At 67.2% G+C, this 24,268-nt stretch carries 23 protein-coding genes; 12 read left to right on the top strand and 11 right to left on the bottom strand.

Annotation, left to right across the window (positions count from 1 at the left end; translation table 11 throughout):
* Positions 1-6 precede the first annotated feature (6 nt).
* On the top strand, positions 7-882 hold the full coding sequence (locus SLG_RS12175; RefSeq protein WP_014076778.1) for an OmpA family protein: 876 nt from the start codon (positions 7-9) through the stop codon (positions 880-882).
* Between the two features lie 91 nt (positions 883-973).
* Here SLG_RS12175 and moaB read toward each other — a convergent pair whose 3' ends face one another.
* From moaB to SLG_RS12160, 3 genes are read right to left on the bottom strand one after another with little or no spacing between them, the layout of a single operon-like run.
* Positions 974-1,501 (bottom strand): molybdenum cofactor biosynthesis protein B, encoded by a 528-nt coding sequence (moaB, locus tag SLG_RS12170; protein WP_014076777.1) that lies wholly within the window; start codon positions 1,499-1,501, stop codon positions 974-976.
* Positions 1,491-3,248 carry a lytic transglycosylase domain-containing protein gene (locus SLG_RS12165; RefSeq protein WP_014076776.1) on the bottom strand — a complete coding sequence of 586 codons (1,758 nt, stop codon included), beginning with the start codon at positions 3,246-3,248 and terminating at the stop codon, positions 1,491-1,493. Before SLG_RS12165 ends, moaB begins: the two co-directional genes overlap by 11 nt.
* A gap of 11 nt (positions 3,249-3,259) precedes the next feature.
* Positions 3,260-4,060 (bottom strand): hypothetical protein, encoded by an 801-nt coding sequence (locus SLG_RS12160; RefSeq protein WP_014076775.1) that lies wholly within the window; start codon positions 4,058-4,060, stop codon positions 3,260-3,262.
* Positions 4,061-4,176: 116 nt separating this feature from the next.
* Here SLG_RS12160 and SLG_RS12155 point away from each other — a divergent pair, with 116 nt between their 5' ends.
* Together SLG_RS12155 and SLG_RS12150 are read left to right on the top strand one after the other, a co-directional pair.
* On the top strand, positions 4,177-5,829 hold the full coding sequence (locus SLG_RS12155) for an electron transfer flavoprotein-ubiquinone oxidoreductase (RefSeq protein ID WP_014076774.1): 1,653 nt from the start codon (positions 4,177-4,179) through the stop codon (positions 5,827-5,829).
* A gap of 139 nt (positions 5,830-5,968) precedes the next feature.
* On the top strand, positions 5,969-7,249 hold the full coding sequence (locus SLG_RS12150; protein ID WP_014076773.1) for a M24 family metallopeptidase: 1,281 nt from the start codon (positions 5,969-5,971) through the stop codon (positions 7,247-7,249).
* A gap of 75 nt (positions 7,250-7,324) precedes the next feature.
* Here SLG_RS12150 and SLG_RS21405 read toward each other — a convergent pair whose 3' ends face one another.
* Complete coding sequence (locus SLG_RS21405) at positions 7,325-7,471, bottom strand: lmo0937 family membrane protein (protein WP_014076772.1); 147 nt, start codon at positions 7,469-7,471, stop codon at positions 7,325-7,327.
* A gap of 145 nt (positions 7,472-7,616) precedes the next feature.
* Between SLG_RS21405 and SLG_RS12145 the strand changes: the two genes are divergently transcribed.
* From SLG_RS12145 to SLG_RS12120, 6 genes are all read left to right on the top strand, one after another.
* Positions 7,617-8,453: a 4-(cytidine 5'-diphospho)-2-C-methyl-D-erythritol kinase gene (locus SLG_RS12145; protein ID WP_014076771.1), complete on the top strand. Its 837-nt coding sequence runs from the start codon at positions 7,617-7,619 to the stop codon at positions 8,451-8,453.
* Between the two features lie 66 nt (positions 8,454-8,519).
* Positions 8,520-9,236, top strand: coding sequence for an N-formylglutamate amidohydrolase (locus tag SLG_RS12140; RefSeq protein WP_014076770.1), 717 nt, complete (start codon positions 8,520-8,522; stop codon positions 9,234-9,236).
* A 45-nt stretch (positions 9,237-9,281) separates the two neighbouring features.
* Positions 9,282-11,006, top strand: a complete 1,725-nt coding sequence (ilvD, locus tag SLG_RS12135; protein ID WP_014076769.1) for a dihydroxy-acid dehydratase — start codon at positions 9,282-9,284, stop codon at positions 11,004-11,006.
* 79 nt (positions 11,007-11,085) lie between these two features.
* Positions 11,086-11,496 carry a hypothetical protein gene (locus SLG_RS21400; RefSeq protein ID WP_014076768.1) on the top strand — a complete coding sequence of 137 codons (411 nt, stop codon included), beginning with the start codon at positions 11,086-11,088 and terminating at the stop codon, positions 11,494-11,496.
* The gene (locus tag SLG_RS12125) at positions 11,493-12,860 is read left to right on the top strand and encodes a bifunctional ADP-dependent NAD(P)H-hydrate dehydratase/NAD(P)H-hydrate epimerase (RefSeq protein ID WP_014076767.1); all 1,368 of its coding nucleotides are present in this window, start codon (positions 11,493-11,495) and stop codon (positions 12,858-12,860) included. The genes SLG_RS21400 and SLG_RS12125 overlap by 4 nt, the downstream gene beginning before the upstream one ends.
* Positions 12,861-12,877: 17 nt before the next feature.
* Entirely contained in the window at positions 12,878-14,065 is a 1,188-nt protein-coding gene (locus tag SLG_RS12120) for a class I SAM-dependent RNA methyltransferase (protein ID WP_041393230.1), read from the top strand.
* Here SLG_RS12120 and SLG_RS12115 read toward each other — a convergent pair.
* A complete protein-coding gene (locus SLG_RS12115; RefSeq protein ID WP_014076765.1) occupies positions 14,055-14,486 on the bottom strand; it encodes an MAPEG family protein in 432 nt (143 codons plus the stop codon). The genes SLG_RS12120 and SLG_RS12115 overlap by 11 nt on opposite strands.
* Positions 14,487-14,553: 67 nt before the next feature.
* Positions 14,554-15,747 carry a type III PLP-dependent enzyme gene (locus tag SLG_RS12110; protein ID WP_014076764.1) on the bottom strand — a complete coding sequence of 398 codons (1,194 nt, stop codon included), beginning with the start codon at positions 15,745-15,747 and terminating at the stop codon, positions 14,554-14,556.
* A 315-nt stretch (positions 15,748-16,062) separates the two neighbouring features.
* Between SLG_RS12110 and SLG_RS12105 the strand changes: the two genes are divergently transcribed.
* The gene (locus SLG_RS12105; RefSeq protein ID WP_014076762.1) at positions 16,063-16,608 is read left to right on the top strand and encodes a hypothetical protein; all 546 of its coding nucleotides are present in this window, start codon (positions 16,063-16,065) and stop codon (positions 16,606-16,608) included.
* A 12-nt stretch (positions 16,609-16,620) separates the two neighbouring features.
* Here SLG_RS12105 and SLG_RS12100 read toward each other — a convergent pair whose 3' ends face one another.
* From SLG_RS12100 to SLG_RS12090, 3 genes are read right to left on the bottom strand one after another with little or no spacing between them, the layout of a single operon-like run.
* Positions 16,621-17,817 carry a carboxynorspermidine decarboxylase gene (locus SLG_RS12100; protein WP_014076761.1) on the bottom strand — a complete coding sequence of 399 codons (1,197 nt, stop codon included), beginning with the start codon at positions 17,815-17,817 and terminating at the stop codon, positions 16,621-16,623.
* A gap of 11 nt (positions 17,818-17,828) precedes the next feature.
* Positions 17,829-18,194: a hypothetical protein gene (locus SLG_RS12095; RefSeq protein WP_014076760.1), complete on the bottom strand. Its 366-nt coding sequence runs from the start codon at positions 18,192-18,194 to the stop codon at positions 17,829-17,831.
* A gap of 3 nt (positions 18,195-18,197) precedes the next feature.
* Entirely contained in the window at positions 18,198-19,406 is a 1,209-nt protein-coding gene (locus SLG_RS12090; RefSeq protein ID WP_014076759.1) for a saccharopine dehydrogenase family protein, read from the bottom strand.
* Between the two features lie 53 nt (positions 19,407-19,459).
* Between SLG_RS12090 and SLG_RS12085 the strand changes: the two genes are divergently transcribed.
* Positions 19,460-20,440, top strand: coding sequence for a threonine ammonia-lyase (locus SLG_RS12085; protein ID WP_041391980.1), 981 nt, complete (start codon positions 19,460-19,462; stop codon positions 20,438-20,440).
* Positions 20,441-20,507: 67 nt separating this feature from the next.
* Here SLG_RS12085 and SLG_RS22200 read toward each other — a convergent pair whose 3' ends face one another.
* Both SLG_RS22200 and SLG_RS12075 read right to left on the bottom strand, forming a co-directional pair.
* The gene (locus tag SLG_RS22200; RefSeq protein WP_231848669.1) at positions 20,508-21,209 is read right to left on the bottom strand and encodes a PEPxxWA-CTERM sorting domain-containing protein; all 702 of its coding nucleotides are present in this window, start codon (positions 21,207-21,209) and stop codon (positions 20,508-20,510) included.
* A gap of 307 nt (positions 21,210-21,516) precedes the next feature.
* Complete coding sequence (locus tag SLG_RS12075; RefSeq protein WP_014076756.1) at positions 21,517-22,926, bottom strand: phospholipase D-like domain-containing protein; 1,410 nt, start codon at positions 22,924-22,926, stop codon at positions 21,517-21,519.
* Between the two features lie 133 nt (positions 22,927-23,059).
* Here SLG_RS12075 and SLG_RS12070 point away from each other — a divergent pair, with 133 nt between their 5' ends.
* The gene (locus tag SLG_RS12070; RefSeq protein WP_014076755.1) at positions 23,060-24,265 is read left to right on the top strand and encodes a DUF3419 family protein; all 1,206 of its coding nucleotides are present in this window, start codon (positions 23,060-23,062) and stop codon (positions 24,263-24,265) included.
* The last annotated feature ends 3 nt before the right edge of the window (positions 24,266-24,268 follow it).

Raw genomic sequence — 24,268 nt, 5'->3', positions numbered from 1 at the left:
AATTTTATGCGTTTCATGTCCGGAAAACCCAGTCACCATCTTCTTGCGCTCGCCATGCTGGCCATGCCGGTCTCCGGCGGCCTGATGGCGCAGACGCAGGCTGCAGGCAGCGACGACGTCGCCGCCGGCGACGACATCAATATCTACGGGCAACGGATCGACGGACCCGAGGTCAAGGGCTTCATTTCCGCGCGCAAGGATAACCGGCTGCAGGTCACGACCGAGGACGGCTCGCGGACAGTTGTCGCCTTTGACGAGGCGACCAAGCTCAAGGCCACCAGCGGCCTGTTCGGCCGGCGCACCACGCCGACGACGGAATCGCTGCTCAATGGTCTTCCGGTGACCATCAAGACCGCCCAGCTGGAAAACGGAGAGCTGGTGGCACGGCAGATCACGTTCAAGAACAATGATTTCAAGACCGCCGCGATGATCCGCACCGGCACGGCGCAGGGCTTCGAGGAGCAGACCGCAGCCACCGAAGCGCTGCGCGGCCGCGTTGCCGATATTGACCAGTATAATGTCAAGAACACGATCAACGTGAATTTCGATACCGGCAAGGCCGTCCTGTCCGAGCAGGCGAAGGCCGATCTGTGCAATGCCGCCGCGACGGCCGAAGGCATGGACAATGCCCTGCTGCTCGTCATCGGATATACCGATGCGACCGGAAGCGAGGATTTCAATCAGGTGCTGAGCGAGAAGCGCGCCGCGCGCGTCGTCAATTATCTGCAGCAGGCCTGCCGCTGGAAGCCCTACCGCATGCTGACGCCGACCGGTATGGCGATGGCGGACCCGGTGGCAGACAACACGACGCCAGAAGGCAAGGCGCAGAACCGCCGCGTCGCGGTGAACGTTCTGGTCAGCAAGGCCGTCGAAGGTTTGTAAGCGCCTGGGGGCGGGCCGCGCTCGCCCCCGGGCTCCCGGGCCACGGGTCTGCACGGCTCGGTCCGAAGGGCTCCCGCGACAGCGGGGGCCCTTATTTTTCTAGCAGTCGCGGCATCAGTTCCACGAAGTTGCAGGGCCGGAACCGGCTGTCGAGCTGGTGCACAAGGATCTGGTCCCAGCCGTCCTTCACCGCGCCGGTCGAACCGGGGAGCGCGAACACATAAGTGCCGCGCGTGACGCAGGCGCAGGCGCGGGACTGGATGGTCGAGGTGCCGATCGACTGGAAGCTGATCCAGCGGAACAGCTCTCCGAAGCCGGGAATGGGCTTGTCCTGGATCTTCTCGATCGCCTCGGGCGTCACGTCGCGGCCGGTCACGCCGGTGCCGCCCGTGGTGATGATGACGTCGATCTGCGGATCGTCGATCCAGCGATGCATGTGGGCGAGGATGTCCTCGACGCTGTCCCGGCTGATCTCGCGTGCCTTGAGCACATGGCCGGCGGTGGCGATGCGCTCGGCGAGGAGATCGCCGGAGCGGTCGTCGAGGCGAGTGCGACTGTCCGAGACGGTCAGGAGCGCGATGTTGACCGGCAGAAACGGCCGGCTGTCATCATTGGGCACCGAAGACGACCCCACTGGGCTCCATGCGCACCGCCACGGTCTGGCCGCTGTCCGGGAAGCGGGTCCACAGGCCCTGCGCCATGGCCGCGAGCGCCGGCGAAGTGCCTTTCTCGTCCATCTGGTAGATCCAGTAATTGCGCAGCACCGCGTTCAGATAGGCCCGCGTCTCGTAATAAGGCACGGATTCGATGAAGAGCAGCGGATCACCCTCGTCACGCACCTGGACGTTCCATTTCTCGATCGGCACCGGCCCGGCATTGTATGCGGCGACGACCTTGGGCAGCAGCCCGCCCGTGGCGCGCATGCGGCTGAGCTTCTTGAGATAGAGCTGGCCCAGCGCGAGGCTGACCGAGGGATCATAGAGCTGGTCGTCCGAGAAGCTCATGCCCGCGTCGGCGGCCAGTTCGCCGCCGGTGCCGGGGCGCACCTGCATCACGCCGCGTGCGTCCGCCTGGCTGCGGGCGTTGGTCTGGAAGCGCGATTCCTGCAAGGCATGCGCATAGACCAGCGCGCGGTCGACCTGCCAGCCATTCACCGGAGTCCAGTCCGGGCGCGGATAGCGTGCATAAGCGGCGGACATGCGGCCGCTGGGCGATCGCTGCGCGAGCCAGAGCTGCGTGGTGGGCAGCGAGAGATCGGACGCGAGATGGACGAGCGCCGTGTAATGGCTATCACCGCTCAGCGCCGCTTCGTGACGCAGCACTTCGTCGGCTTCCGCGCTGCGCCCGAGCGATGCGAGGATCACGGCATTGCGGACATTGGCGCGTGTCGAGAGTGCGGCCCATTCCTCCGCCGAGACATGCCCGCGCGCGAGCGTGGCGCTCGGGCCGAGGCCCAGCGTCTCGCGGGCGAGCAGCCCGTAGAAGGTCTCTTCGTCGCGGGCGGCGGCGCGCAGTAGGGCATTCACGCGCTCGGGGCGCCGGTCGGCCATCACTGCGCGCGCCGCCCAGAAATAGCTGCCGCTGCGCATGTCCGCGTCGGCGCTGTTGACTGCGGCCTGGTAGAAAGCGGTGGCGGCGGCATTCCATTGCTTCTGGCGCCAGGCGGCGAGGCCGGCGACCCATTGCGCCGGGGCAAGGAAGGCGCCGCTGCCGCCCTGCGCTGCCATGTCGGCGAGGCGCCGGGCATTGGCGATGTCACCGCAGATATAATAGGACCAGGCGAGCCGCTGGCGCAGTTCGGTGCGACCCTCGATGGTCAGGTCCGCCTCGGCGATCGAGAGCAGGGATTCGCCGTCCGCCGGCTTGTCGTCCTTGATATACTGGAGAAGCTGGCCGCGCAGCTTGTCGGCCGCGGTATCGCCGGAGATCGCGCGCAGGATGCGCCGCTGGGGCGATGTACCGGTCCACATGAGCTGCCGGGTCGCGGGCAGATCGGGCAGGAGCTGCGCGCCGCGCTTCTTGGCCAGGGCAGCGAGCCGCTCGGCCTGGGGCAGGGTGGGCGCCTTGGCGAGAATGTCGAGCAGGTCGAACAATTCGACGCGCGGCGAGCCCTTGGCGAGATAGAGTTCGGCGAGCAGGTGCGCGCGCATGCTGTCCGTCTCGTCGAGCGCGAGGATCGCGGTCTTTGCCTCGGCCCAGCGTTGGTCATTGAGCGCGGCGACCACCACGCCATAGCGCGCGCGCTCGTCCGCGCTGACCGGCACGATCGCCGATCCTTTCTGCGCGATGGCCGTCGCTGCCGTCGGGGCCGCCGCTGCCGGAGCGGCGAGTCCACCGAAGCTTATCGCCGCGAGAAGCGCGGCCATCCTTGCGCGAGTCATCCGTTCAATACCCCATGGAGCAGGCGCAGGGCCTGCCAGCTTCTGGCCTTCGCTGCCGGCCGGTTCATCAGCAGATCCGGCCCGGGCAGCGCGACCGCGCTCGTCCCGCCGCCTGAATGGGCGATCTCGGGCAGGATGTCCATGCCCGGCCGCCATGGCGCGCCGATCAGGGCGCGGCTGGTGCGATCGCTCAGGATCACGGCGCCGCCGGGCCGGGCAAGGCCCAGATAATGCGTCATCCGCCCCGCGAGCTGCGCCAGCGTCGCTTCGTCGAGCAGGGAGCCGGGCGGGCGCCGTGTTGCGAGCGAGGCGATTGCCATGTCATCGGCGTTCAGCCCCAGGCTGGCCGTCATCGCCTCGACGAAATGCCGCTGCTCGGGCGCCAGTACCGTCTCGCTGTCGCTCGCCTGCGCCCATGGCATCTCGACGATGAACAGCAAGCGCATCTGTTCGCGCAGCGGCGGCAGGATCTGCGGGCCGCTCCATGTAGCTTCCGGCTGGTCCGGATCACTGGCGAGCCAGGCAAGGAAAGCGGGGAGATCGCCCGGCATCGGCGTGGCAATGGCGGCCGGGGCAGGGGCGTGCGCGACCGTGCTCGTCGTCAGGGCAGGCGCCGCCGATATTTCGGGCGGCTGCGCCCGATCGGCACCCGGCGTCTCCTGCCAGAACGGCGCCGGACGCGCCGTCCGCCAGCCATGGGCGCCGGATTCGGTCGCGCAGTGCAGTCCCGCATCGCGCCACCACAGCGCGTAGGACCGGACCGCCTCCTCCAGACTGCTTTGTTCTCTACCCCGCATCGCGTTGCTAAGAGACAGAGGTTGACGGCGCGGTCAACTCTGCCGCATCGCGGGTGACCGCAAGACGTTTGAGAATTGCGGCGACCGGACCCCGGTCGATGCTACGGAGAGCCATCATGTCCGAACGGGAATCCATGCCATATGACGTGGTGATCGTTGGCGGCGGGCCCGCGGGCCTGAGCGCCGCGATCCGCCTGAAGCAGCGCGCCGCCGAAACCGGCGCCGAGCTCAGCGTCTGCGTGCTGGAAAAAGGTTCGGAAATCGGCGCGCATATTCTCTCGGGCGCCGTGATCGATCCCAGGGCGCTGGACGAGCTTCTGCCGGACTGGCGGAACACGGATTGCCCGCTCGCCCAGGTGCCCGTCACCGAGAATGTCCACTGGTTCCTCAGTGCGTCCGGCAAGGTGGCGATCCCGCATATCTTCACGCCGCCCTTCATGCACAACAAGGGTACCTACACAGGTTCGCTGGGTTCGCTGTGCCGCTGGCTGGCGGAGCAGGCGGAAGGGATGGGCGTGGAAATCTTCCCCGGCTTCCCGGCCGCCGAGATCCTCTATCATGAGGACGGGTCGGTGAAGGGCGTCGCCACCGGCGACATGGGCATCGCGCGCGACGGCAGCCGCAAGCCCGATTATCAGCCCGGTCTCGAGCTTCACGCGCGCTACACGCTCTTTGCCGAGGGCGCGCGCGGCCATCTCACCAAGCAGCTCAAGGCGCGCTTCGATCTGGAGGCGGATTGCGATCCCCAGACCTACGGGCTGGGCTGCAAGGAGCTGTGGGACATCGATCCGGCGAAGCATGTGCCCGGCCGCGTCATCCACACGCAGGGCTGGCCGCTGACGGACGCTTATGGCGGAGGCTTCCTTTATCATCAGGCGAACGGGCAGGTGGCGCTCGGCTTCGTGGTCGGTCTGGGTTACCGCAATCCCCATCTCAGCCCGTTCGAGGAATTCCAGCGCTGGAAGCAGCATCCCGCCATCCGCGTGGTCCTGGAAGGCGGCAAGCGCGTTTCCTATGGCGCGCGCGTCATCAATGAAGGCGGCTGGCAGTCCGTGCCCCGTCTGGTGATGCCCGGCGCGGCGCTCATCGGCTGCTCGGCCGGCTTCGTGAACGTGCCGCGCATCAAGGGCACGCATACTGCCATGAAGTCCGCGATGCTGGCGGCCGACGCCGCTTTCGATGCGGTCACGGCGGATCGCTCCGGCGACACGCTGGAGGCCTATCCCGCTGCTCTCGAGACGAGCTGGGTGGCGGACGAGCTCAAGATGGTGCGCAATGCCGGGCCCGCGCTGGCCCGGTTCGGCAACACGCTCGGCACGCTGGCGGCGGGCATCGACATGTGGATGCGCCAGCTGCGCATCGGCCTGCCGATCACGCTGCGCAACAAGGCCGATCACACCAAGCTCTGGCGCAGGGACCAGTGCCACAGGATCGACTATCCCCGGCCCGATGGCGTCATCAGCTTCGATCGCCTCTCGTCGGTGTTTCTCTCGGGCACGAATCACGAGGAGGACCAGCCGGTCCATCTGCAGCTCAAGGACCCGGACGTGCCGATCCGCTATAATCTGCCGCTCTATGACGAGCCGGCCCAGCGTTACTGCCCGGCCGGCGTCTATGAGGTGCTGACGGACGAAGAAGGCGAGGCCCGGTTCCAGATCAACGCGCAGAACTGCGTCCACTGCAAGACCTGCGACATCAAGGATCCGTTGCAGAACATCAATTGGGTCGCGCCCGAGGGCGGCGGCGGTCCGACTTATCCGAACATGTGAAGGGTCTGCACCGTCGCCGGGACGGCTTTCGTCAGCGATGGCTTCGGGCCCCGCACATTGGCATTGCCGATGAACGGATAATGCGGTTATCCAGATCGTCTACGATCTACGATCAATCTTTTGATCTTGAGGGGGCTCGATGATGGGACAATTGCCGCGGCTTTCGCGCCGCCAGTGGCTTGCCGGGGCGGGGGGTGCGCTTTTCCTGGGAGCGAACCTTGCGCGCTCCCCTGTCGTCCGGGCCGCCGAGCCGGATCTGGCGGAGCTCAAGAGCCTCACCGGCGGTCTTGCCCCCATCAGCACGGCGGAGCGCGCTGCGCGCGTGCAGCGGGCGCAGGCGCTCATGCGCGAGAACGGGATCGGCGCGGTGCTCATCGAGCCGGGTTCGAGCCTCGTCTATTTCACCGGCATCAAATGGTGGCGCAGCGAGCGGCTGACCGCCGTGATCCTACCAGCCGAGGGCGAGGCAGGCATCGTCACGCCGTTCTTCGAGGCGCCTTCCATCGAGCAGATGCTGGACATCAAGGCGGAGGTGCGCGTCTGGCAGGAGGATGAGGATCCGCTCAAGCTTGTCGCCGGGTTCCTGAAGGATCGGGGCCTTGCCGGGCGGCCGGTCGGCATCGAGGAGACCGTGCGCTATTTCGCCATCGACGGATTGAAGCGCGCCTTGCCGGACGTGAAGCTGGTGTCGGCCAATCCCGTGGTGCGCGGTTGCCGGATGCGCAAGACGCCGGCCGAGATCGCGCTGATGCAGGGCGCGAACGACGTGACCATGGCGGCCTATCGCTGGGTCTATCCGCGTGTCGAGAAAGGCATGAGCCAGGCGGACCTTGCCGGGCTTATCGAGGCGGCGAGCATCAGGCTGGGCGGCGAAGCCCCGGGCTCGCTCATCCTCATTGGCGAAGGCACAGCCTATCCGCATGGCAGCATCGTGCCGGAAACGGTGGGCGAGGGGCGCGTCGTGCTGTTCGATTGCGGCTGCTCGGTGAAGGGCTATGCGTCCGATATCTCGCGCACATTCGTCTACGGGACGCCCAGCGCACTGCAGCGCAAGGTGTGGGGCGAGATGGCGCGCGGCCAGCAGGTTGCAAACGCGGCCGCAAAGATCGGCACGCCTGCCGGCAAGGTGGACGATGCCGTGCGCGCTTACTATGAATCGCTGGGCTATGGGCCGCGCTACACGCTACCCGGCCTCTCCCATCGCACAGGCCATGGCATCGGCATGGACGGGCATGAGCCGATCAATCTCGTCCATGGCGAGACAACGCCGCTGGCCGAGGGCATGTGCTTCTCGAACGAACCGGGCATCTACCTGCCGGGTCAGTTCGGCATGCGGCTGGAAGATTGCTTCCACATGACGGCCACGGGTCCCAAATGGTTTACCGAGCCGCCAACGTCGATGGATGCGCCGTTCGGCTGAGCGAGCGGCGAAGGCAAGCCGGCGGTGGAGCAGGTTGCGATGCGAACCTTCTCCACGCGTCCGGCAGCGCGCCGATTATAGCGATCGGCGTCCGGTGATGAGCTGGAACACGAAAATCACCCCTGCCACCAGCAGCAGCAGGTGAATGAGGCCGCCGCCGACCTGAGCGACGAAACCGAGCAGCCACAGCACGAGCAGCACGGCGATGATGGTCCAGAGCATGGAGCATTCTCCCGATCAATGATGAACAGACCATCATGAGACGGTCCGGGCGCCGGAAAGTTCCGCGAGCCGATCGCCAGCGGTGGACGCGCCTGTCCCAATCAGCGCAAGACAAGCGGCCGGGAGCGCCGCTAAGAGGGCGTCCATGCAGGTCCCGGCTCTTTCCGAAATAGCGTTTGCGAAAGTCAATCTGGCGCTCCATGTCCGCGCGCGCCGGGCAGATGGCTATCATGAGCTGGAAAGCCTGTTCGCCTTCTGCGCGGATGGCGACGTGCTGGGCGGGACGGCGCGCGAGGACGGCGCGCTGACGCTGGCGATCGAGGGGCCGTTCGCCGATGATCTGTCCGCCGGGGAGGACAATCTCGTCCTGCGGGCGGCGCGGGCGCTGCGCGAGGCCGCGGGCATCCGGTCCGGGGCCGATCTGATGCTCGACAAGCGCCTTCCCGTCGCGTCCGGGATTGGTGGCGGCTCGGCGGATGCGGCGGCGACCCTGCGCCTCCTGCTGCGCCTGTGGAGCATTTCCCCGGCTGATGTTGATCTGGCGCGCATCGCCGCCGGGCTCGGCGCGGATGTGCCGGCCTGCCTCGGTTCGCACACTGTGTTCGGCGCGGGGATCGGCGACAAGCTGGAGCCGGTGGCGCTCGATCTGGCCGACATGCCGGTCCTGCTCGTCAATCCGCTGGTCGCCTGCCCGACGGGCCCGGTGTTCGCGGCGTGGGACGGGGAGGATCGCGGTCCGCTCGATCCGCGCGACTGGGCGCGCGGGCGCAACGATCTTGCCGCGCCCGCCATGGACCTGGTGCCGGAGATCGACGAGGTACTGGCCGTGCTGCGCGCGCAATTGCCACGCCTCGCCCGGATGTCCGGCTCGGGCGCCACCTGTTTCGGCCTGTTCGCCAGCACGGCCGAGCGGGATGCCGCCGCGACGCGCATCGACCGGGATCATCCCGACTGGTGGACGCTCTCCACGCGCCTGCGCTGAAGAGCGGCAACTCTCCGGCCGGCACAGCCTCTTCCGGCGAAGCGATCCTGCCTCTAGGATGGGCCGATGACGTCTCCCTTCCATATCCTCGGCGACAGCGGCGCGCCGATCCTCATCGTCGCGGACCATGCCTCCAATGCGGTGCCGGAGGGTATCGATCTCGGCGTGCCTCCGGCGCTCATGGACGAGCATGTCGCGCTGGATATCGGCGTTGCCGAGGTGGCCGCGCTGCTCGTCCGGCGAGGCGGGTGCTGCGCCATCCTGGGCGGCGTCTCCCGCCTTGTGATCGATTATAATCGCGAACCCGATGCCGCCGGCCTTGTTCCCGTGCACAGCGATGGCCACCATGTCGAGGGCAATGGCACGGCTGACGTCGCCGACCGGCTGCTGCGTTTCTATGACCCCTATCATGCGCAGGTGGAGCGACTCGCCGGGCAGGCGCACCGGCCGTTCATCCTTTCCCTGCACAGCTTCACGCCCGGCCTGCGCAGCCGTCCGGAGGAAGCCCGTCCGTGGGAGATCGGCATTCTCTACAATGAGGATGATCGCGCCGCGCGCATCGCTATTCCGCTGCTTTCGGCCGCCGGACTCGTGGTGGGCGACCAGCAGCCTTATTCGGGCAAGCTGCTCAACGCCTCCATGAACCGCCATGCCGAGGCGCATGGTCGCCCTTATCTCGGCGTGGAGATGCGGCAGGACCTGGTGAACGACGCGGCGGGGCAGGCGCGCTTCGCGGAAATTCTGGGTCCGGTTCTGGAGCAATGCCGCAAGAGTCTTGCGTGAAAGGGCCCAAAGGTGGAAAGGGACCCGCAAAACGCAGAGGACTCCATGACCCACCAGTTCGACAAGTCGAAGCTCCCCAGCCGCCATGTTTCGGTCGGCGTCGAGAGCGCCCCGCACCGCAGCTATTATTATGCGATGGGCTGGAAGGAAGAGGATATTGCGAAGCCCTTCGTGGCGCTCGCCTCTGCCGGCAATGATTCCGCTCCCTGCAACACCACGCTCGACCAGCAGGCCGACTGGGCCCGGGAAGGCGTGATGGCGGCGGGCGGCACGCCGTTCCGCTTCAATACCATCACCGTGACCGACGGCATCGCCATGGGCCATCAGGGCATGAAGTCCTCGCTGGTGAGCCGGGAAGTGATCGCGGATTCGGTCGAGCTGTCGGTGCGCGGCCACTGCTATGACGCGCTGGTCGCTTTCGCCGGCTGCGACAAGTCGCTCCCGGGCATGATGATGGCGATGCTGCGCCTCAATGTGCCCGCCATCTTCGTCTATGGCGGCTCGATCCTGCCGGGGACCTACAAGGACCGCGACGATCTCACCGTCATTGACGTGTTCGAGGCCGTCGGGCGCTATTCCGCCGGTAATTGCCCGCTTGCCGAGGTCGTTGCTATCGAGAAGGCGGCCTGCCCCGGTCATGGCGCGTGCGGCGGGCAATATACCGCCAACACCATGGCCTGCGTGGCCGAGGCGATCGGCCTCTCGCTGCCCAACAGCAACATGGCGCCCGCGCCCTACAAGAGCCGGCAGGAAATCGCCGTGGCGGCCGGCAAGCAGATCATGGATGTGCTGGCCCGCAACATCCGCCCGCGCGACATCTGCACGCGCGAAGCGTTCGAGAATGCCGCGCGCATCGTCGCGGCGACCGGCGGCTCCACCAACGGCGCGCTGCACCTGCCCGCCATGGCGAACGAATGCGGCATCGCGTTCGACCTGTTCGACGTCGCGGAGATCTTCAAGACCACGCCCTACATGGCGGATCTCAAGCCCGGTGGCCGCTATGTCGCGAAGGACATGCATGCCGCCGGAGGCATCTACATGCTGATGAAGTCGCTGGCGCAGACCGGCCTGCTGCATCTCGACTGCATGACCGTGACCGGCAAGACGCTGGGCGAGAATATCGACGAAGTCACCTGGAACCCCGACCAGAAAGTGATCCACGACGCGAAGACGCCGATCACCCCGACCGGGGGCGTCGTCGGCCTCAAGGGCAGTCTCGCACCGGAAGGCGCGATCGTGAAGGTGGCGGGCATGAAGCGCCTGCAGTTCACCGGCACCGCCAAGGTGTTCGAGCGGGAGGAAGATGCGTTCGCGGCGGTCGAGGCGCAGCAGATCGTGGACGGCGACGTCGTCGTCATCCGCTATGAAGGGCCCAAGGGTGGCCCCGGCATGCGCGAGATGCTCTCCACCACGGCGGCGCTTTACGGGCAGGGGCTGGGCGAAAAGGTCGCGCTCATCACCGATGGCCGCTTCTCCGGCGGCACGCGCGGTTTCTGCATCGGTCATGTCGGGCCGGAAGCGGCGGATGGCGGCCCGATCGCGCTGATCGAAAATGGCGATACCATCGCTATCGACGCGGAAGCGGGCACCATCGATCTGCTGGTCGACGAGGCCGTGCTGGCCGAGCGCCGGGCGAAGTGGCAGCCGCGCACCAATGATTATCAGGCCGGCGCGCTGTGGCGTTATTCGCGCAATGTCGGCCCGGCCCGCACCGGCGCGGTCACGCACCCCGGCGCTCGCGCCGAAACGCATGTCTATGCGGATATCTAGGAGCGGCACTGGTCTGGCACGATCCGCTCCGCCGGCTCCGTCCGGGTCGGGGGCAAGCGTCGCCCGGTCGGCGGGCACTTTGCTGGTTTTCGCGACTGCGCTGCTGCTCGGCGCGTGCGGGCAGGCGGGACCGGGTAACGACGCCGATCCCGCCGCGCCCCCAGTCTCTCCCGCTGAAGCTGTGAAGCGCTGGGTGGATGGCGCTACTGACGGGCGGACTCGCATTCCCTGCGCCATGGACCGGGATACGCCCCTCGCGGAGGATTGCCGGATCGAAACCGTGGAGGATGCGCAGGGCCGGGTCTTCATCCTGTCGCGGCCCGACGGCGGGTTCCGCCGCGTGCGACTGGATGCCGATGGCACGCTCGCCGCCGCGGATGGCGCCATCGAGCCGCGCACCGCGCGGAGCGGTTCCGCCGTCGCGATCCTGTTTGGCGAGGAGCGCTATGCGCTGCCGGTGAGCGCGATCGAGGGCGGGCGCGTGCCATGAGAGCCGGCCCCATCCTGTCCGTCGCGCAGATGCGGGCGGCGGAGCAGGCGCTGTTCGATGCCGGCGTCGATCCTTACGCCCTGATGTGCCGCGCAGGCGAAGGCGCGGCGGAGGTGATCTGGCGCGCCGGCCATTTGCGCGAGACGCTGGTGCTCTGCGGTCCGGGCAACAATGGCGGGGATGGCTATGTCGTGGCGCGTGCGCTGCGCGATCTGGGCGTGCCGGTCCGGGTCGCCGCGCTGGCCGCGCCGGGGACCGACAGCGCCCGCAAGGCGCGCGCGGCATGGGGCGGTTCTGTGGAGACGCTGGAAGAGGCGGCACCTGCCGCGCAACTGGTCGACGCGCTGTTCGGCATCGGCCTGACGCGCGGCCTCGCGCCCGATCTCGCGGAAAGGCTGGCCCAGCTCGTCGATGCTGCGCAGCATAGCTATGCCATCGACGTGCCGAGCGGTGTGGAAAGCGATGCGGCGATCGCCTTGTCTCCCGTTCCGGCGTTCACGCATTGCATTTCGCTGGGCGCATGGAAGCCGGCCCATGTGCTGATGCCCTCGGCCGCGCTCTCCGCGCAGCATTGGCTTGTCGACATCGGCATCGCGGCCCCGGCGGAGGGGGCGATGGTGCTGGCGCCGCCACGCTTTGATGCGCCGGCGCGGGATGCGCACAAATATACGCGCGGGCTGGTGGCGGTCGTGGCCGGTGACATGCCCGGCGCGTCGGGCCTGTCGGCGGAAGCGGCGGCACGCTCGGCCGCGGGCTATGTCCGTCTGCTCGGCGATGCGGCCGAGCCCGTGCTCAGCCATGCGATCGTGCGCAGCCAGGCGCTGGCATTCGATCGGGCGCGGGCCGTGCTGGTGGGGCCGGGACTGGGCCGGGGGGAGACGGCATGGCAGCGCCTGTCTGCTGCGCTTGCGGCGGGCATCCCGCTTGTGGCGGACGCCGATGCCCTGTGGCTGATCGGCGAGCGCAAGCCGGCATGGGCACAGTCCCCCGCGATCCTCACGCCCCATGAGGGGGAGTTCGCGCATCTGTTCGGCACAGTCGCCGGCAACAAGATCGATCGTACGCGGCAGGCCGCGACGCACATGGAGACCGTGATCGTGCACAAGGGAACGGACACGGTGATTGCCGCGCCGGACGGCCGCTGCGTCGTTGCGCCCCCGGCCTCCGCCTGGCTTTCGACGGCCGGCACGGGTGACGTGCTCGCAGGCCTGTGTGCCGGGCGCCTCGCGGTCACGGGCGATGCGTTTCGCGCGGCTTGCGAGGCGGTCTGGCTGCAGGGCGAGGCGGCACGGCGCGCTGGCGCGGCCTTCGTGGCGGACGATCTTCTCGCCCATCTTCCCGCCGCTTTGGAGAGTGCCCTGTGAGCGATCCCGATCTCATCATGCGCATTGCGGCGCGGGGCGACGGCGTCACGGCCGATGGGCGCCATGTCGCGGGCAGCGCGCCGGGCGACCGGTTGCTCGTGGATGGGACGCTGATCAAGGGCCCCGATCACGTCGCCCCGGTCTGCCGGCACTTTCCGGAATGCGGCGGCTGCCAGCTCCAGCACCTCTCTGACGCGGCTTATGCCGATTATGTGCGTAGCCGCGTCGCGGGCGCGCTGGCCGGGCAGGGCGTGAGCGCGGGGGACGTCCCGCTCGCTTATGTCTCGCCGCCGCGCAGCCGCCGACGCGCCAGCCTGCGCGCGCTGCGACTCGGCAAGCGAGTGCAGGTCGGGTTCAGCGCACAGGGCAGCCATCGCATGGTCGATCTCGCGCAGTGCGAGGTTCTGGAGCCGCGCCTGTTCGCGCTGGTGGCGCCGCTGCGCAGCCTGTTCGCCCGCCATCTGCGCGATCGCCAGCCCGCCACGGTAGACATGGCGCTGGTCGATCAGGGCGTCGATCTGGTGCTGAGCGGCCTTGCCGTCGATGGGCTGGCCGTGACCGAGGCGCTGCTGGATTTCGCGCGCGAGAACAAGCTGGCCCGGCTCCTGCTGGACGATGGGGACGCGCCCATGACCTTGTGGGAGCCCGATCCCGTCACCGTCCGCTTCGGCGAGATCGCGGTCGGCTTCCCGCCGCGCGCTTTCCTTCAGGCCACGCGCGACGGTGAGGCCGCGCTGGTCGCGGCGGTCCGCAGCGCGATCGGCGATGCACGCATGGTGGCCGACCTGTTTGCCGGCCTCGGCACGTTCGCGCTGTCGCTGGCGAATGACGTGCCCGGGCGCAAGGTTTATGCCGCGGAGGCCGCGCGCGATCTGGTGCTGGCGCTGCAGGCCGGTGGAAATCGTCTGCCCGGCCGCATCTTCCCCGAGCATCGCGATCTATTCCGCCGTCCGCTCACGCCGAAGGAGCTGGACCGGTTCGATGCCGTGATCCTCGATCCGCCACGCGCCGGCGCGCGCGAGCAGGTGCTGCAGCTCGCGGCTGCCCAGGTGCCGGTCATTGCTTATGTCTCATGCAATCCAGCAAGCTTCGCCCGCGATGCCGCCACCCTGATCGAGAGCGGCTATGTGCTTGAACAGGCGCGGCCGGTCGGGCAGTTCCGCTGGTCGACGCATGTCGAGCTGGTCGGCACCTTCAGGCGTTGAGGGCCCCCAGCAGCCCGTTGGCGGCGAGTGCGAGCAGCAGCAGCGAGGAAAGAAAGAACAGGCCCGCGCGCACCGGGATAGTGTTCACCGTGGCCTGCCAGATGCTGTGCACGACACGGAGCGCGACATAGCTCCAGGCGAGCCCGACATTGAGGGGCGAGCCTTGTCCCAGCACAGCCAGCGCCAGCACCGTTGCATAGAAGATCGTCGGCTGTTCCATGAGATGCGCATAATTGTGCGCGGGCCAGTTGATCTCGCGCGGCAGCACCCGGTCGAGATCCTGCCCCCGTCCCCCGCGCGCCTGATCCGGCGGAATCTTGAGCCGCGCCAGTGCCGGCATTCGCAGCGTCGCCATCCAGATCAGCATGATGAGCGACCAGATCACCAGCGTGAGGACCGGCGGGATCAGATTGGTGGACATGGAAAACCTCCCCGGAGTTGATCCGGGGAGGCTGTCTCAACGCATTTCAGTTGTCAATTGATACTGATTAGCGGCGCAATTGCACCACGTTGGAAAGCGAGGGCATCGGCACCTCGTCGCGATAGAGGCTCGCCATCGGCTCGTCCGCGACTTCGCAGATCGTGTCCGCGCCAAAGCCGTTGAACTCGGTCCGCATGGCGCTGCCATAGGCGCCGAGCATGCCGATCTCCACGAAGTCGCCGGCCTTGACGTCGGCCGGCAGCATGAAGGGACCGGCCATATGGTCCATGTCGTCGCAGGTCGGGCCGTAGAAGCTGAACGGCACCATGTCGGCCTCATTGGCTTCCGCCCGCAGCAGCTGCACCGGGAAGCGCCATCCGAGATGCGCGGCGTCGAACAGCGCGCCATAAGCGCCGTCGTTGATGTAGAGCTCATTGCCGCGACGGCGCTCCACCCGCACGAGGAGGGAGCTGTACTCGGCGCTCAGGGCCCGGCCCGGCTCGCACCAGAGCTCGGCCGAATAGGAAATCGGCAGGCTCTCGAAGGCGCGATGGATGGCGCGGAAATAGTCCTCGAGCGGCGGCGGCTCCATGCCGGGATAGCTGGAGGGGAAGCCCCCGCCCACATCCACGATGTCCACCGTGACGGACGCGTCGACGATCGCCGCGCGCACGCGCTCGATGGCCTGCGTGTAGGCATGGGGCGACATCGCCTGGCTGCCGACATGGAAGCAGATGCCCAGAGCGTCCGCCACCTGGCGAGTGGCCATCAGCAGGTCGCGCGCATCGGCCAGCTCGCAACCGAACTTGGACGCGAGGCTGAGCTTGCTGTGCTCGGAGGAGACGCGCAGGCGCACGCACAGTTCAAGATCCGTGGCGCCCCGTGTGGCGCGGACGATCTTCTCCAGCTCCTCGATCGAATCGAGCGAGAAGGTGCGCACGCCGTGCTGGAAATAGGCCTCGCGAATGGCCTCCTCGGCCTTCACCGGGTGCATGAAGCAGAGCTTCGCACGGGGCAGGGTCCGCGCGGCCAGCCGCACTTCCGTGATCGACGCCACGTCGAAATGCGTGATGCCCGCCGACCAGAGCGTCCTGAGGAGTTCCGGCGAGGGATTGGCCTTGACGGCATAGAGCGAGCGCCCCGGGAACTTCTGCGAGAAGAACCGGGCGGCGCGGGCCGCAGCCTGCGGGCGAATGAGCGTTACCGGTGCTGCCGGTTTGAGGGAAAGAGCTACCCCCAGCGCGCTATGGTGCTTGTACAACTCAAGGGACCTCCAGTGGGTATCAGCCAAACAAAGCTGCCTTGCGGTGGAAGTCCCATGGGGCAGCAGGGGTGCGCATATATGGCCTGCATGGGGGTCTGTAAAGACCGGGGGCAAAAGAATCGCGTGATGGAAATCCTGAATTTCCCGCGATTTTACCGCGCACTTCATGAAATGGCGGCCTTCCCGGCTCAATCAACCCCCGGCCGGGCGGCATGGGTCGAATCGAGCCGTTCGCAGGACGCGGGGAGGGTTATCGCCCGTTAACCTTCTTCATTTACGTCGCGTTCGGCCAGTTATCTTCAGGAGGCGTCCATGTCGCTCATTGCCTATCTCGGGACCGACACGTCAGGGTCCTCAGGCACGCTTTCTCCCACCGCGCTGTCCGTCCAGCAGACCATCGCCCGCGTGACGTCCGGCACCGGCAAGAGCGGGGCGAGCGGAGCGAGCGGGGCCTCGGGAACCTCGCAAGTGCTCATCACCATTCAGGCGCGTCGCGCGGCGGCCGAGAAGGCCGATGCCGGCAAGGACGGCGCGGCGCTTGCGGGCGAAATGCGCAAGGGGCTGGACGAGGCCTATGGGGCCGCGGGCAGGAAGGACACGGCCGACCTCACGGCGCTCAGCGGCCGCGCCCTCGCCATCATCGCGCTGGGCGAGGGCAATGGGTTCAGCAAGACCGAGGCGGCCGCCGCGAAGCTGGAACTGCGCGCGCGCGATCGGCAGAGCCTTATCCAGCACATGACCGCCACCCCGCTGACCGCTGCTTCGCTCACCGCCTTCCAGAACGAGCGGCTGGCCGCGCAGGCGCTGATGAGCGCGGAGGAGCAGCAGCTTCGCGAAGCCAGTCCCGCGCTGCGCTGAACCCGCGGCGGATCAGCTCAGCCGGTTCTTGAAGTCCTCATAGCCGAAGCTGCGCACCTCGCGCAGTTCGTCCGTCTCGCTGTCCCACAGCCAGATGGAGGGCAGCGGCACGCCGTTGAAACTGTTGGTCTTCACCATCGAATAATGCGCCTGATCGAGGAAGGCGATGCGCTGCCCCGGTTCCGCCGGCACCGGCAGCGCATAGTCGCCGATGATGTCGCCGGCGAGGCACGAAGGGCCGCCCAGCCGCACCAGCGGTGCGGCCGGATCCGCGATGCGCTCGCCGAGCATGGCGGGGCGATAGGGCGCCTCGATCACGTCGGGCATATGGCAGGTCGCCGAGATGTCGGTCACCGCGACCGGCATGCCATTGTCAATCACGTCGAGAAGCTCGCCCACCAGAATGCCCGCATCGAGCGCCACGGCTTCGCCCGGCTCGAGATAGACGTCGAGCCCGGTCTGTTGCTGCACTTGCTGGAGGAAGGCGATCAGCTCCTCGCGCTGATAGTCGGCGCGCGTGATGTGGTGCCCGCCGCCGAAGTTCAGCCATTTGAGTTGCCCGAAATAATGCCGCAGGCTGGGCTCGACGGCTGCCCAGGTGCGGGCCAGCGGCACGAAGTCCTGCTCGCACAGCGAGTGGAAGTGAATGCCTTCCACGCCTTCGAGATGCTCGGGCCGGAGCTGGTCGATGGGGAAGCCGAGCCGGCTGTGTGGCTGGCACGGGTCATATTTGGCGACCTCGCCCTCGGCGTGGAGCGGATTGATTCGCAGGCCGATGTCGAACCGGCCGCCATTGGCGCGCTGGGCATCGAGGATCGGCCGGAAGCGGTCGTGCTGGCCGGGCGAGTTGAAGATGATATGATCGGAAAGCGCGCAGATTTCCGGCAGGTCGACTGCCTTGTATCCCGCGCAATAGGTCGCCACTTCGCCCTTTTCGTCCAGCCCGCTATATTCCTCGCGGCCAAGGCGCGCTTCATAGAGGCCGGATGCGCATACGCCGTCGAGATAGGCGGAGACGGTCGGCCCGAGCGCCCACATCGAGAAGGCCTTGAGCGCCGCAAGCATGCGGATGCCGCCGCGATCCCGCACGTCCCGCAGGATGGCGAGATTGCGCCGCACGGCCGCCGCATCCACCACGAAAGCGGGCGAGGGCACGCGGTTGAGGTCGAAACGGGCGAAGGCTCCGGGGTCGCCGGCTCTGGTTTCCATATCCTGCTCGCTCAATCTATGCACATGGTGGTGGCGACCTTGCCGTCCTTGAGTTCGGCGAAGCAGCCGAACAGCCGGTTTTCGGGCTGGCATTGCCCGGGCGCTGCCTCGCCCCGCTTCGGCAGGTCGCCGTCGGTCCGCGCGGCAAGGCAACGGCCCCGGCATTCGGAGCTGGACGCGCAGCTCTTGCCCGCATCCGCATAAGGGATGACGCACATCACCGTGCCCGCCCGGCCGCGCACCTGCAGTGTCCCGCCCTGCCGGACGCAGGCATTGAGCTCGGGCGAAGGCACGCCTTCCACCAGCCCGATCTGCGGCGAGCAGCCGGCGAGCGGCGCCAGCGCGAGAGCGAGGATGAGCGTGCCGATCCGCGCCATGCCTCAGAAGCCCAGCGGGCCGTCCAGTTCCTTCACTTGCCAGGGCAGGCCATGCTTGTTCAGCATGTCCATGAACGGGTCGGGATCGAGCTGCTCGATGTTGAACACGCCCGCGCCGGACCAGATGCCCTGCAGCACCAGCGCTGCGCCGATCATCGCGGGCACACCGGTGGTGTAGCTCACCGCCTGATTGCCGGTCTCAGCATAGGCGTCCTCATGGTCGCAGATATTGTAGACGTAGAGCGTCTTCTCGGTGCCGTCCTTGCCCAGGCCGGTGGCGATGTCGCCGATATTGGTCTTGCCCTTGGTCGTCGGCCCGAGCGAGGCGGGCTCGGGCAGCACGGCCTTGAGGAACTGCAGCGGAATGATCTCCACGCCATTGTAGATGACCGGGTCGATCCGCGTCATCCCGACATTCTGCAGCACTTCCAGATGCTTGAGATAAGCATCGCCGAACGTCATCCAGAAGCGGATGCGCTTGATCTCCGGGAAGAACTTCGCGAGGCTCTCCAGCTCCTCATGATACATGAGGTACATGTTCTTGGGGCCGACAGCCTCGAAGTCGAACGTCTGCTTGTAGGAGAGGGCCGGAGTCGTCACCCATTCGCCATTCTCCCAGTGCCGCGCCGGCGCGGTCACTTCGCGGATGTTGATCTCGGGATTGAAGTTGGTGGCGAAATGCTGGCCATGGTCGCCGCCGTTGCAATCGAGGATATCGAGCGTGTCGATCCGCTCGAAATGATGCTTCTTCAGCCATGTCGCGAACACACTGGTCACGCCGGGGTCGAAACCCGAGCCGAGCAGCGCCATCAGCCCGGCCTCGCGGAACTTGTCCTGATAGGCCCATTGCCAGGAATATTCGAAATGCGCTTCGTCGCGCGGTTCGTAATTCGCGGTGTCCATATAATGCACGCCGGCCGCCAGGCAGGCGTCCATGATGGCAAGGTCCTGATAAGGCAGCGCGAGATTGACGACCAGCTTCGGGCCGATCTGCCGGATGAGCGCCGTCGTGGCCTCGACATCGTCGGCGTCCAGCGCGTAGGTGCTGATCGTGACGCCCGTGCGCTCCTTGACGGACGCCGCGATGGCGTCGCACTTGGAGACGGTACGGCTTGCGAGGTGAATATCGCTGAAGATGTCCCGGTTCATCGCCATCTTGTGGACGGCAACCGAGCCGACGCCGCCTGCGCCGATGACCAGCACCTTGCTCATCTGTAAGTCTCCGTGAGATCGAATCGATAAGCGCCTGCATATAGGGGGGCTCTGTGACAGAACAAGAATTGCTGGACCCGACCCGTTCGCCAAGACGCGAGGGCGTGTTGCGCGCGGCGGAGAAAGTGGCGGCGCTGCTGCCGCCGACGCCCCTGCTTCCGCTGGAGCTGGATGGACGCACGATCTGGTGCAAGGCAGAGGTTCTGCAACCCGTCGGCGCCTTCAAGATCAGGGGGGCATGGCACCGGCTGAGCGATCTCGACGAGGCGCAGCGCGCTTGCGGCGTGGTCGGCGTCTCCAGCGGCAATCATGCCCAGGGCGTCGCCTGGTCGGCCCGCCGGCTCGGCATCGCCGCGACGATCATCATGCCTTCCAATGCGCCCCGCGCGAAGCTGGAGGCGACGCGGGCGCTGGGCGCGCAGGTCGTGCTCTACGACCGGGCACGCGAGGATCGCGATGCCATCGCCGCGCAAATGACGGCGCAGACCGGCGCGACGCTGGTCCATGCCTATGGCGATCCGTGGATCATCGAGGGGCAGGGGACGCTGGCCATCGAGGCGGCGGCACAGCTGCGCGCGCGCATCGGGCGCGAGCCGGACCGGTTCGTCACATGCTGCGGCGGCGGCGGGCTCACGGCGGGCGTCGCGCTCGCCTGCCCGGACGCGGAGATCCACATCGCCGAGCCGGAAGGATGGGACGATGTGCTGCGCTCGCTCGCCGCAGACGAGATCCTGCCGGTCGCGGACATGACTTACCCCACCGATTGCGACGCGCTGCAGACGCCGCGCACATTCCCGATCAACTTCGCGGTGCTGCGTGAGCGGGTGAGCGGCGGCGCGGCCGTGACGCGGGCGGACGTGGCGGCCGCCATGCGCCTTGCGTTCGAGAAGCTGCATCTCGTGGTCGAGCCCGGGGGCGCGGCTGCGCTGGCGGCCGTGCTGGCCGGCAAGGTGGACGCGACCGACGCTACCATCGTCACCCTCTCGGGCGGCAATGTGGACCGCGAGACCTTTCTGCGCCTGCTCGCCGACTGAGCCGCGTGGGGGCAACGAAAAAGGGGCCGGCATGGCCGACCCCTTCTCCATTCTCGATCTTTGGCGATCAGGCTGCGAAAGCGACCTTGACGCGGCGACGGCGCATCGAGGCGCCGACGAGGCCCATGCCACCGATCATCATTGCCCAGGTCGCCGGTTCCGGCACGGCCGGTGCCGGTCCCGGCACGTCGGAGTTCAGCGTGATCGCGGCGAAAGCGACCTGATTGGCCGAACCGCCGAAGTCCACCGACATCGCGATACCCTCGAAGGCCACGCCGATCGGGACGAACGGGCAGAATCCGCCACCGGCGCAGGCAGCCGAGCCCGGATCGCTCGGCGTGGTCGCGAGGTTGATGGTCGCCAGCAGGTCGCCGGTCCCATCGAGGCCGCTCCACACGCTCACGAACGCGGGATTGTTGATCGCGCTGTAATAGAATGAGAAACCGGTATCGAACCCGCCGGAAACATTCATGGTCGACGCGTCGCCGGTCAGGAAGAACAGCAGGTTGCCGCCGGTGGGCAGGCCGCCCGAGTTGCAGCTGCCGCCGGGCTGCACGGAGCAGGCGATGGCATTGTCGGAAAAGCTGATGCCGTAATTGGTGCCGGGGCCGGAGCCGAGGCTGCCGGTGCCGCCATTGTAATAATCGAGAACCAGTTCCTGCGCGTCGCCGTCCAGGCCGGCGAAGTTCAGCGAAATCACCTCTGCATTGGCCGAGACAGCCGTAAAGGCGGCGAGCACGCAGGCTGCCGCAGCGATTGAACGCTTCATGATGATAGTCTCCCACATACCGACCTATGATGGTCGGCTCCTCTCAACGGACATTCGCTTGCGCATATGCAGCCCACGACCCTGCTGCGTCCGGCGAATATCCTGCTCGATTCCCACGGGCTGCGTGGTATCTGATGCTCCATCCAGTCCGCGCTGTTCGTCCGCAGCTCCACCGTTTGAGGCTGGTTCCGGGTGAAGGAAGCAGGCGGCAATCTAAATAAAGGTTAATGATTTGTAAACCATTCTGCATCCGCGATGTTTGGGGACGGCACAGTCTTCATCGGAAAACGGGGAATAGCCTGTACTATCAAAGCAGTGAGTTCATCATGCGCGCGATGTTCTCGGCGGGCCGGCGCAGGCGCGAGCGGCTGCGCCAGACTTCCAGTTTCAGCGGCGTGCTGTTGTCGAGATAATCCTGCTGGATCTCGGCAACCGCGGTGATCGACTCCGCGTCGTGGAAAAGCAGGCTCGCTTCCTGATTGAGCTGGAAGGAGCGCAGGTCGACATTGCTTGATCCGACAATGGCGAGTTGGCGGTCGATCGAGACATTCTTGGCGTGCAGCAGGTAGCGGTTGAACAGGTGGATGTGGATTCCGGCGACCAGCAGCTCGTCGTAGAAGGAACTCTGGGAGAGATGGACGAGTCGCTGGTCGATGACGCCGGAGACGATCAGGTCCACTCTCACGCCTCGCGCCACGGCCGAGATCATCGCGTTCAGCACGCTTTCGTCAGGAATGAAGTAGGGCGTCACGATGATGGCCCGTTCCCGTGCCTCGTGGAGCTGCCAGACCAGCAGGGTCTCGAACCCGGCAAGCGGATAGTCCGCGCCGCTCGGGAGCAGCTGCACGATGGCGTCGCCTGCCGGCGCGGGCAGGTCCTCGGGCGCCGCCGCGGGTTCGCCCGATTCAAGGCTCCAGTCCGCGCGCACGATGGCGTCCATGCTGGCGACGACCGGACCCCGCACCCGCGCCACCAGTTCGCGATTGACGACGCCGGGGCGGAAATCCCGGGCGACGATGTTCTGCGAGCCGGCATAGCCGATCTCCCCGTCGATGACGAAGAGCTTGCGGTGATTGCGCATGTCGCGCCGCGTCCGGGCGCGCAGCAGACGCAGCGGCAGCGTCTCGCAGACCCGTACGCCGCGCGTCCGGAGCATCTTCTGCGTGCCACGCCGCCATGCCAGCGAGCCGACCGGATCGAACAGCACGCGTACATCCAGCCCGCGCAGCACGGCGCGGCCCAGCGCGTCCGCGATCCTGCGGCCGACCGCGTCGTCCGCGAAGATGTAGACAAGCAGGTGGACGCTCCTGCGCGCGCCGTCGATGTCGGCGATCAGCCGGTCGATGACCCCGTCATAGTCGTCGATCAGCTCAACCAGATTGCCGCCGGTCGCCGGCATGTGGCCCAGCGTCTCGGCCAGCGCAGCGACGGGCGCGCTGGCGCCCGGTGCCGGCGCATGCGTGCGCAGCCGCTCGGCGATCCGCGCCAGGAAGGGGGTGAGAGCGGCGAAGCGCTCCCGCCGCCAGGCGGGGAAGCGCGGGCTGCCGATGGCGAGGAACAGCAGCAGCCCCGGCAAGGGCAGGAAGAAGATCAGCAGCAGCCAGGCCCGCGCGGCGGCCGGCGTGCGCCGCAGCGGCACGATCGCCAGGGCGCCGATGCGGATGATCCACTCCAGCGCATACCAGGCACGTTCGAGATCGGAGACCATCGGATCCATCGACTGCCCTTGTATCAATGGGGCCGCCATCCGGCGAGGGCGATGGCTGTCACCGATCTGCAATCGGACCGTCACGAACCCGACACCGGCGCAGGCTAGCGGCCGGCCAGACGGGTCAAACGTGGAGCAAGGCATGGGACATGTGATCGATCGGGCGGTCGTGAATCACGAGGCGCTCAGCCGGGAAGGGCTGCTGGAGCGCGCCTTTGCCTTCGCGTTCCGGGGCCTTGTCTATGCCCAGATCTGGGAAGACCCCGTGGTCGATATCGAGGCGCTGGCAATCACGCCGCAGAGCCATGTCGTCACCATCGCCAGCGGCGGCTGCAACGTCCTTTCCTATCTGACCGCCAATCCCGCGCGGATCACGGCGGTCGATCTCAACACCGCGCATATCGCGCTCAACCGCCTGAAGCAGGTCGCGGCGGTCAGCCTGCCTGACTACGCCCATTTCCGCCGTTTCTTTGGCGATGCGGACAGCGCCGCGAACATCGCGGCCTACCGGACCTATATCCGCCCCTATCTCGACGAGACCTCGCGCCGCTACTGGGAAGGGCGGGATCTGGTCGGGCGCCGGCGCATCGGCATGTTCCGCTGCGGCGCGTACAAGCGCGGGCTGCTCGGCGGCTTCATCGGCGCGGCGCATCTGGTGGCGAAGCTTTACCGCATCGATCCGCGCGTCCTGCTCGAAGCGCGGAACATGGAGGAGCAGCGGCGGATCTTCGAGGAGAAGCTCGCGCCGGTGTTCAACCGGAAGTTCGTCCGCTGGCTGACGGACCAGCCCGCGTCGCTGTTCGGGCTCGGCATTCCGCCTGCCCAGTATGAGTCGCTCGCCGGGGACGAGAAGATGGCGGCGGTGCTGCGCCGGCGGCTGGAGAAACTCGCCTGCGACCATGACCTCAAGTCGAACTATTTCGCCTGGCAGGCGTTCGGCCGCGCTTATGGCCGCCATCAGGATGCGCCTTTGCCGCCATATCTGGAGGAACGGCATTATGACGCCGTGCGCAGCCGCACCGGCCGCGTCGACATCCGCCATGCCAACATGACCGACTGGCTCGCGACCCAGGCCGACCAGAGCGTCGACCGCTACGTCCTGCTCGATGCGCAGGACTGGATGAGCAATGCCCAGCTCGATGCGCTGTGGACGCAGATCACCCGCTGCGCGCGGCCCGGTGCCCGTGTGCTCTTCCGCACCGCGGCCGAGCCCAGCCTGCTGCCCGGCCGCCTTTCGCCCGCCTTGCTCGACCGCTGGACCTATCACGCGGCGGAATCGCTGGACTTCACGCGCGCGGATCGCTCGTCCATCTATGGCGGTGTGCATCTCTATTCGCTGGAAGGCTGAGCG

The organism is Sphingobium sp. SYK-6 (assembly GCF_000283515.1).
GTDB lineage: Bacteria > Pseudomonadota > Alphaproteobacteria > Sphingomonadales > Sphingomonadaceae > Sphingobium > Sphingobium lignivorans.
Note: the sequence above shows the minus strand (reverse complement) of the source record. Positions and strands in the feature narration are given on the sequence as shown.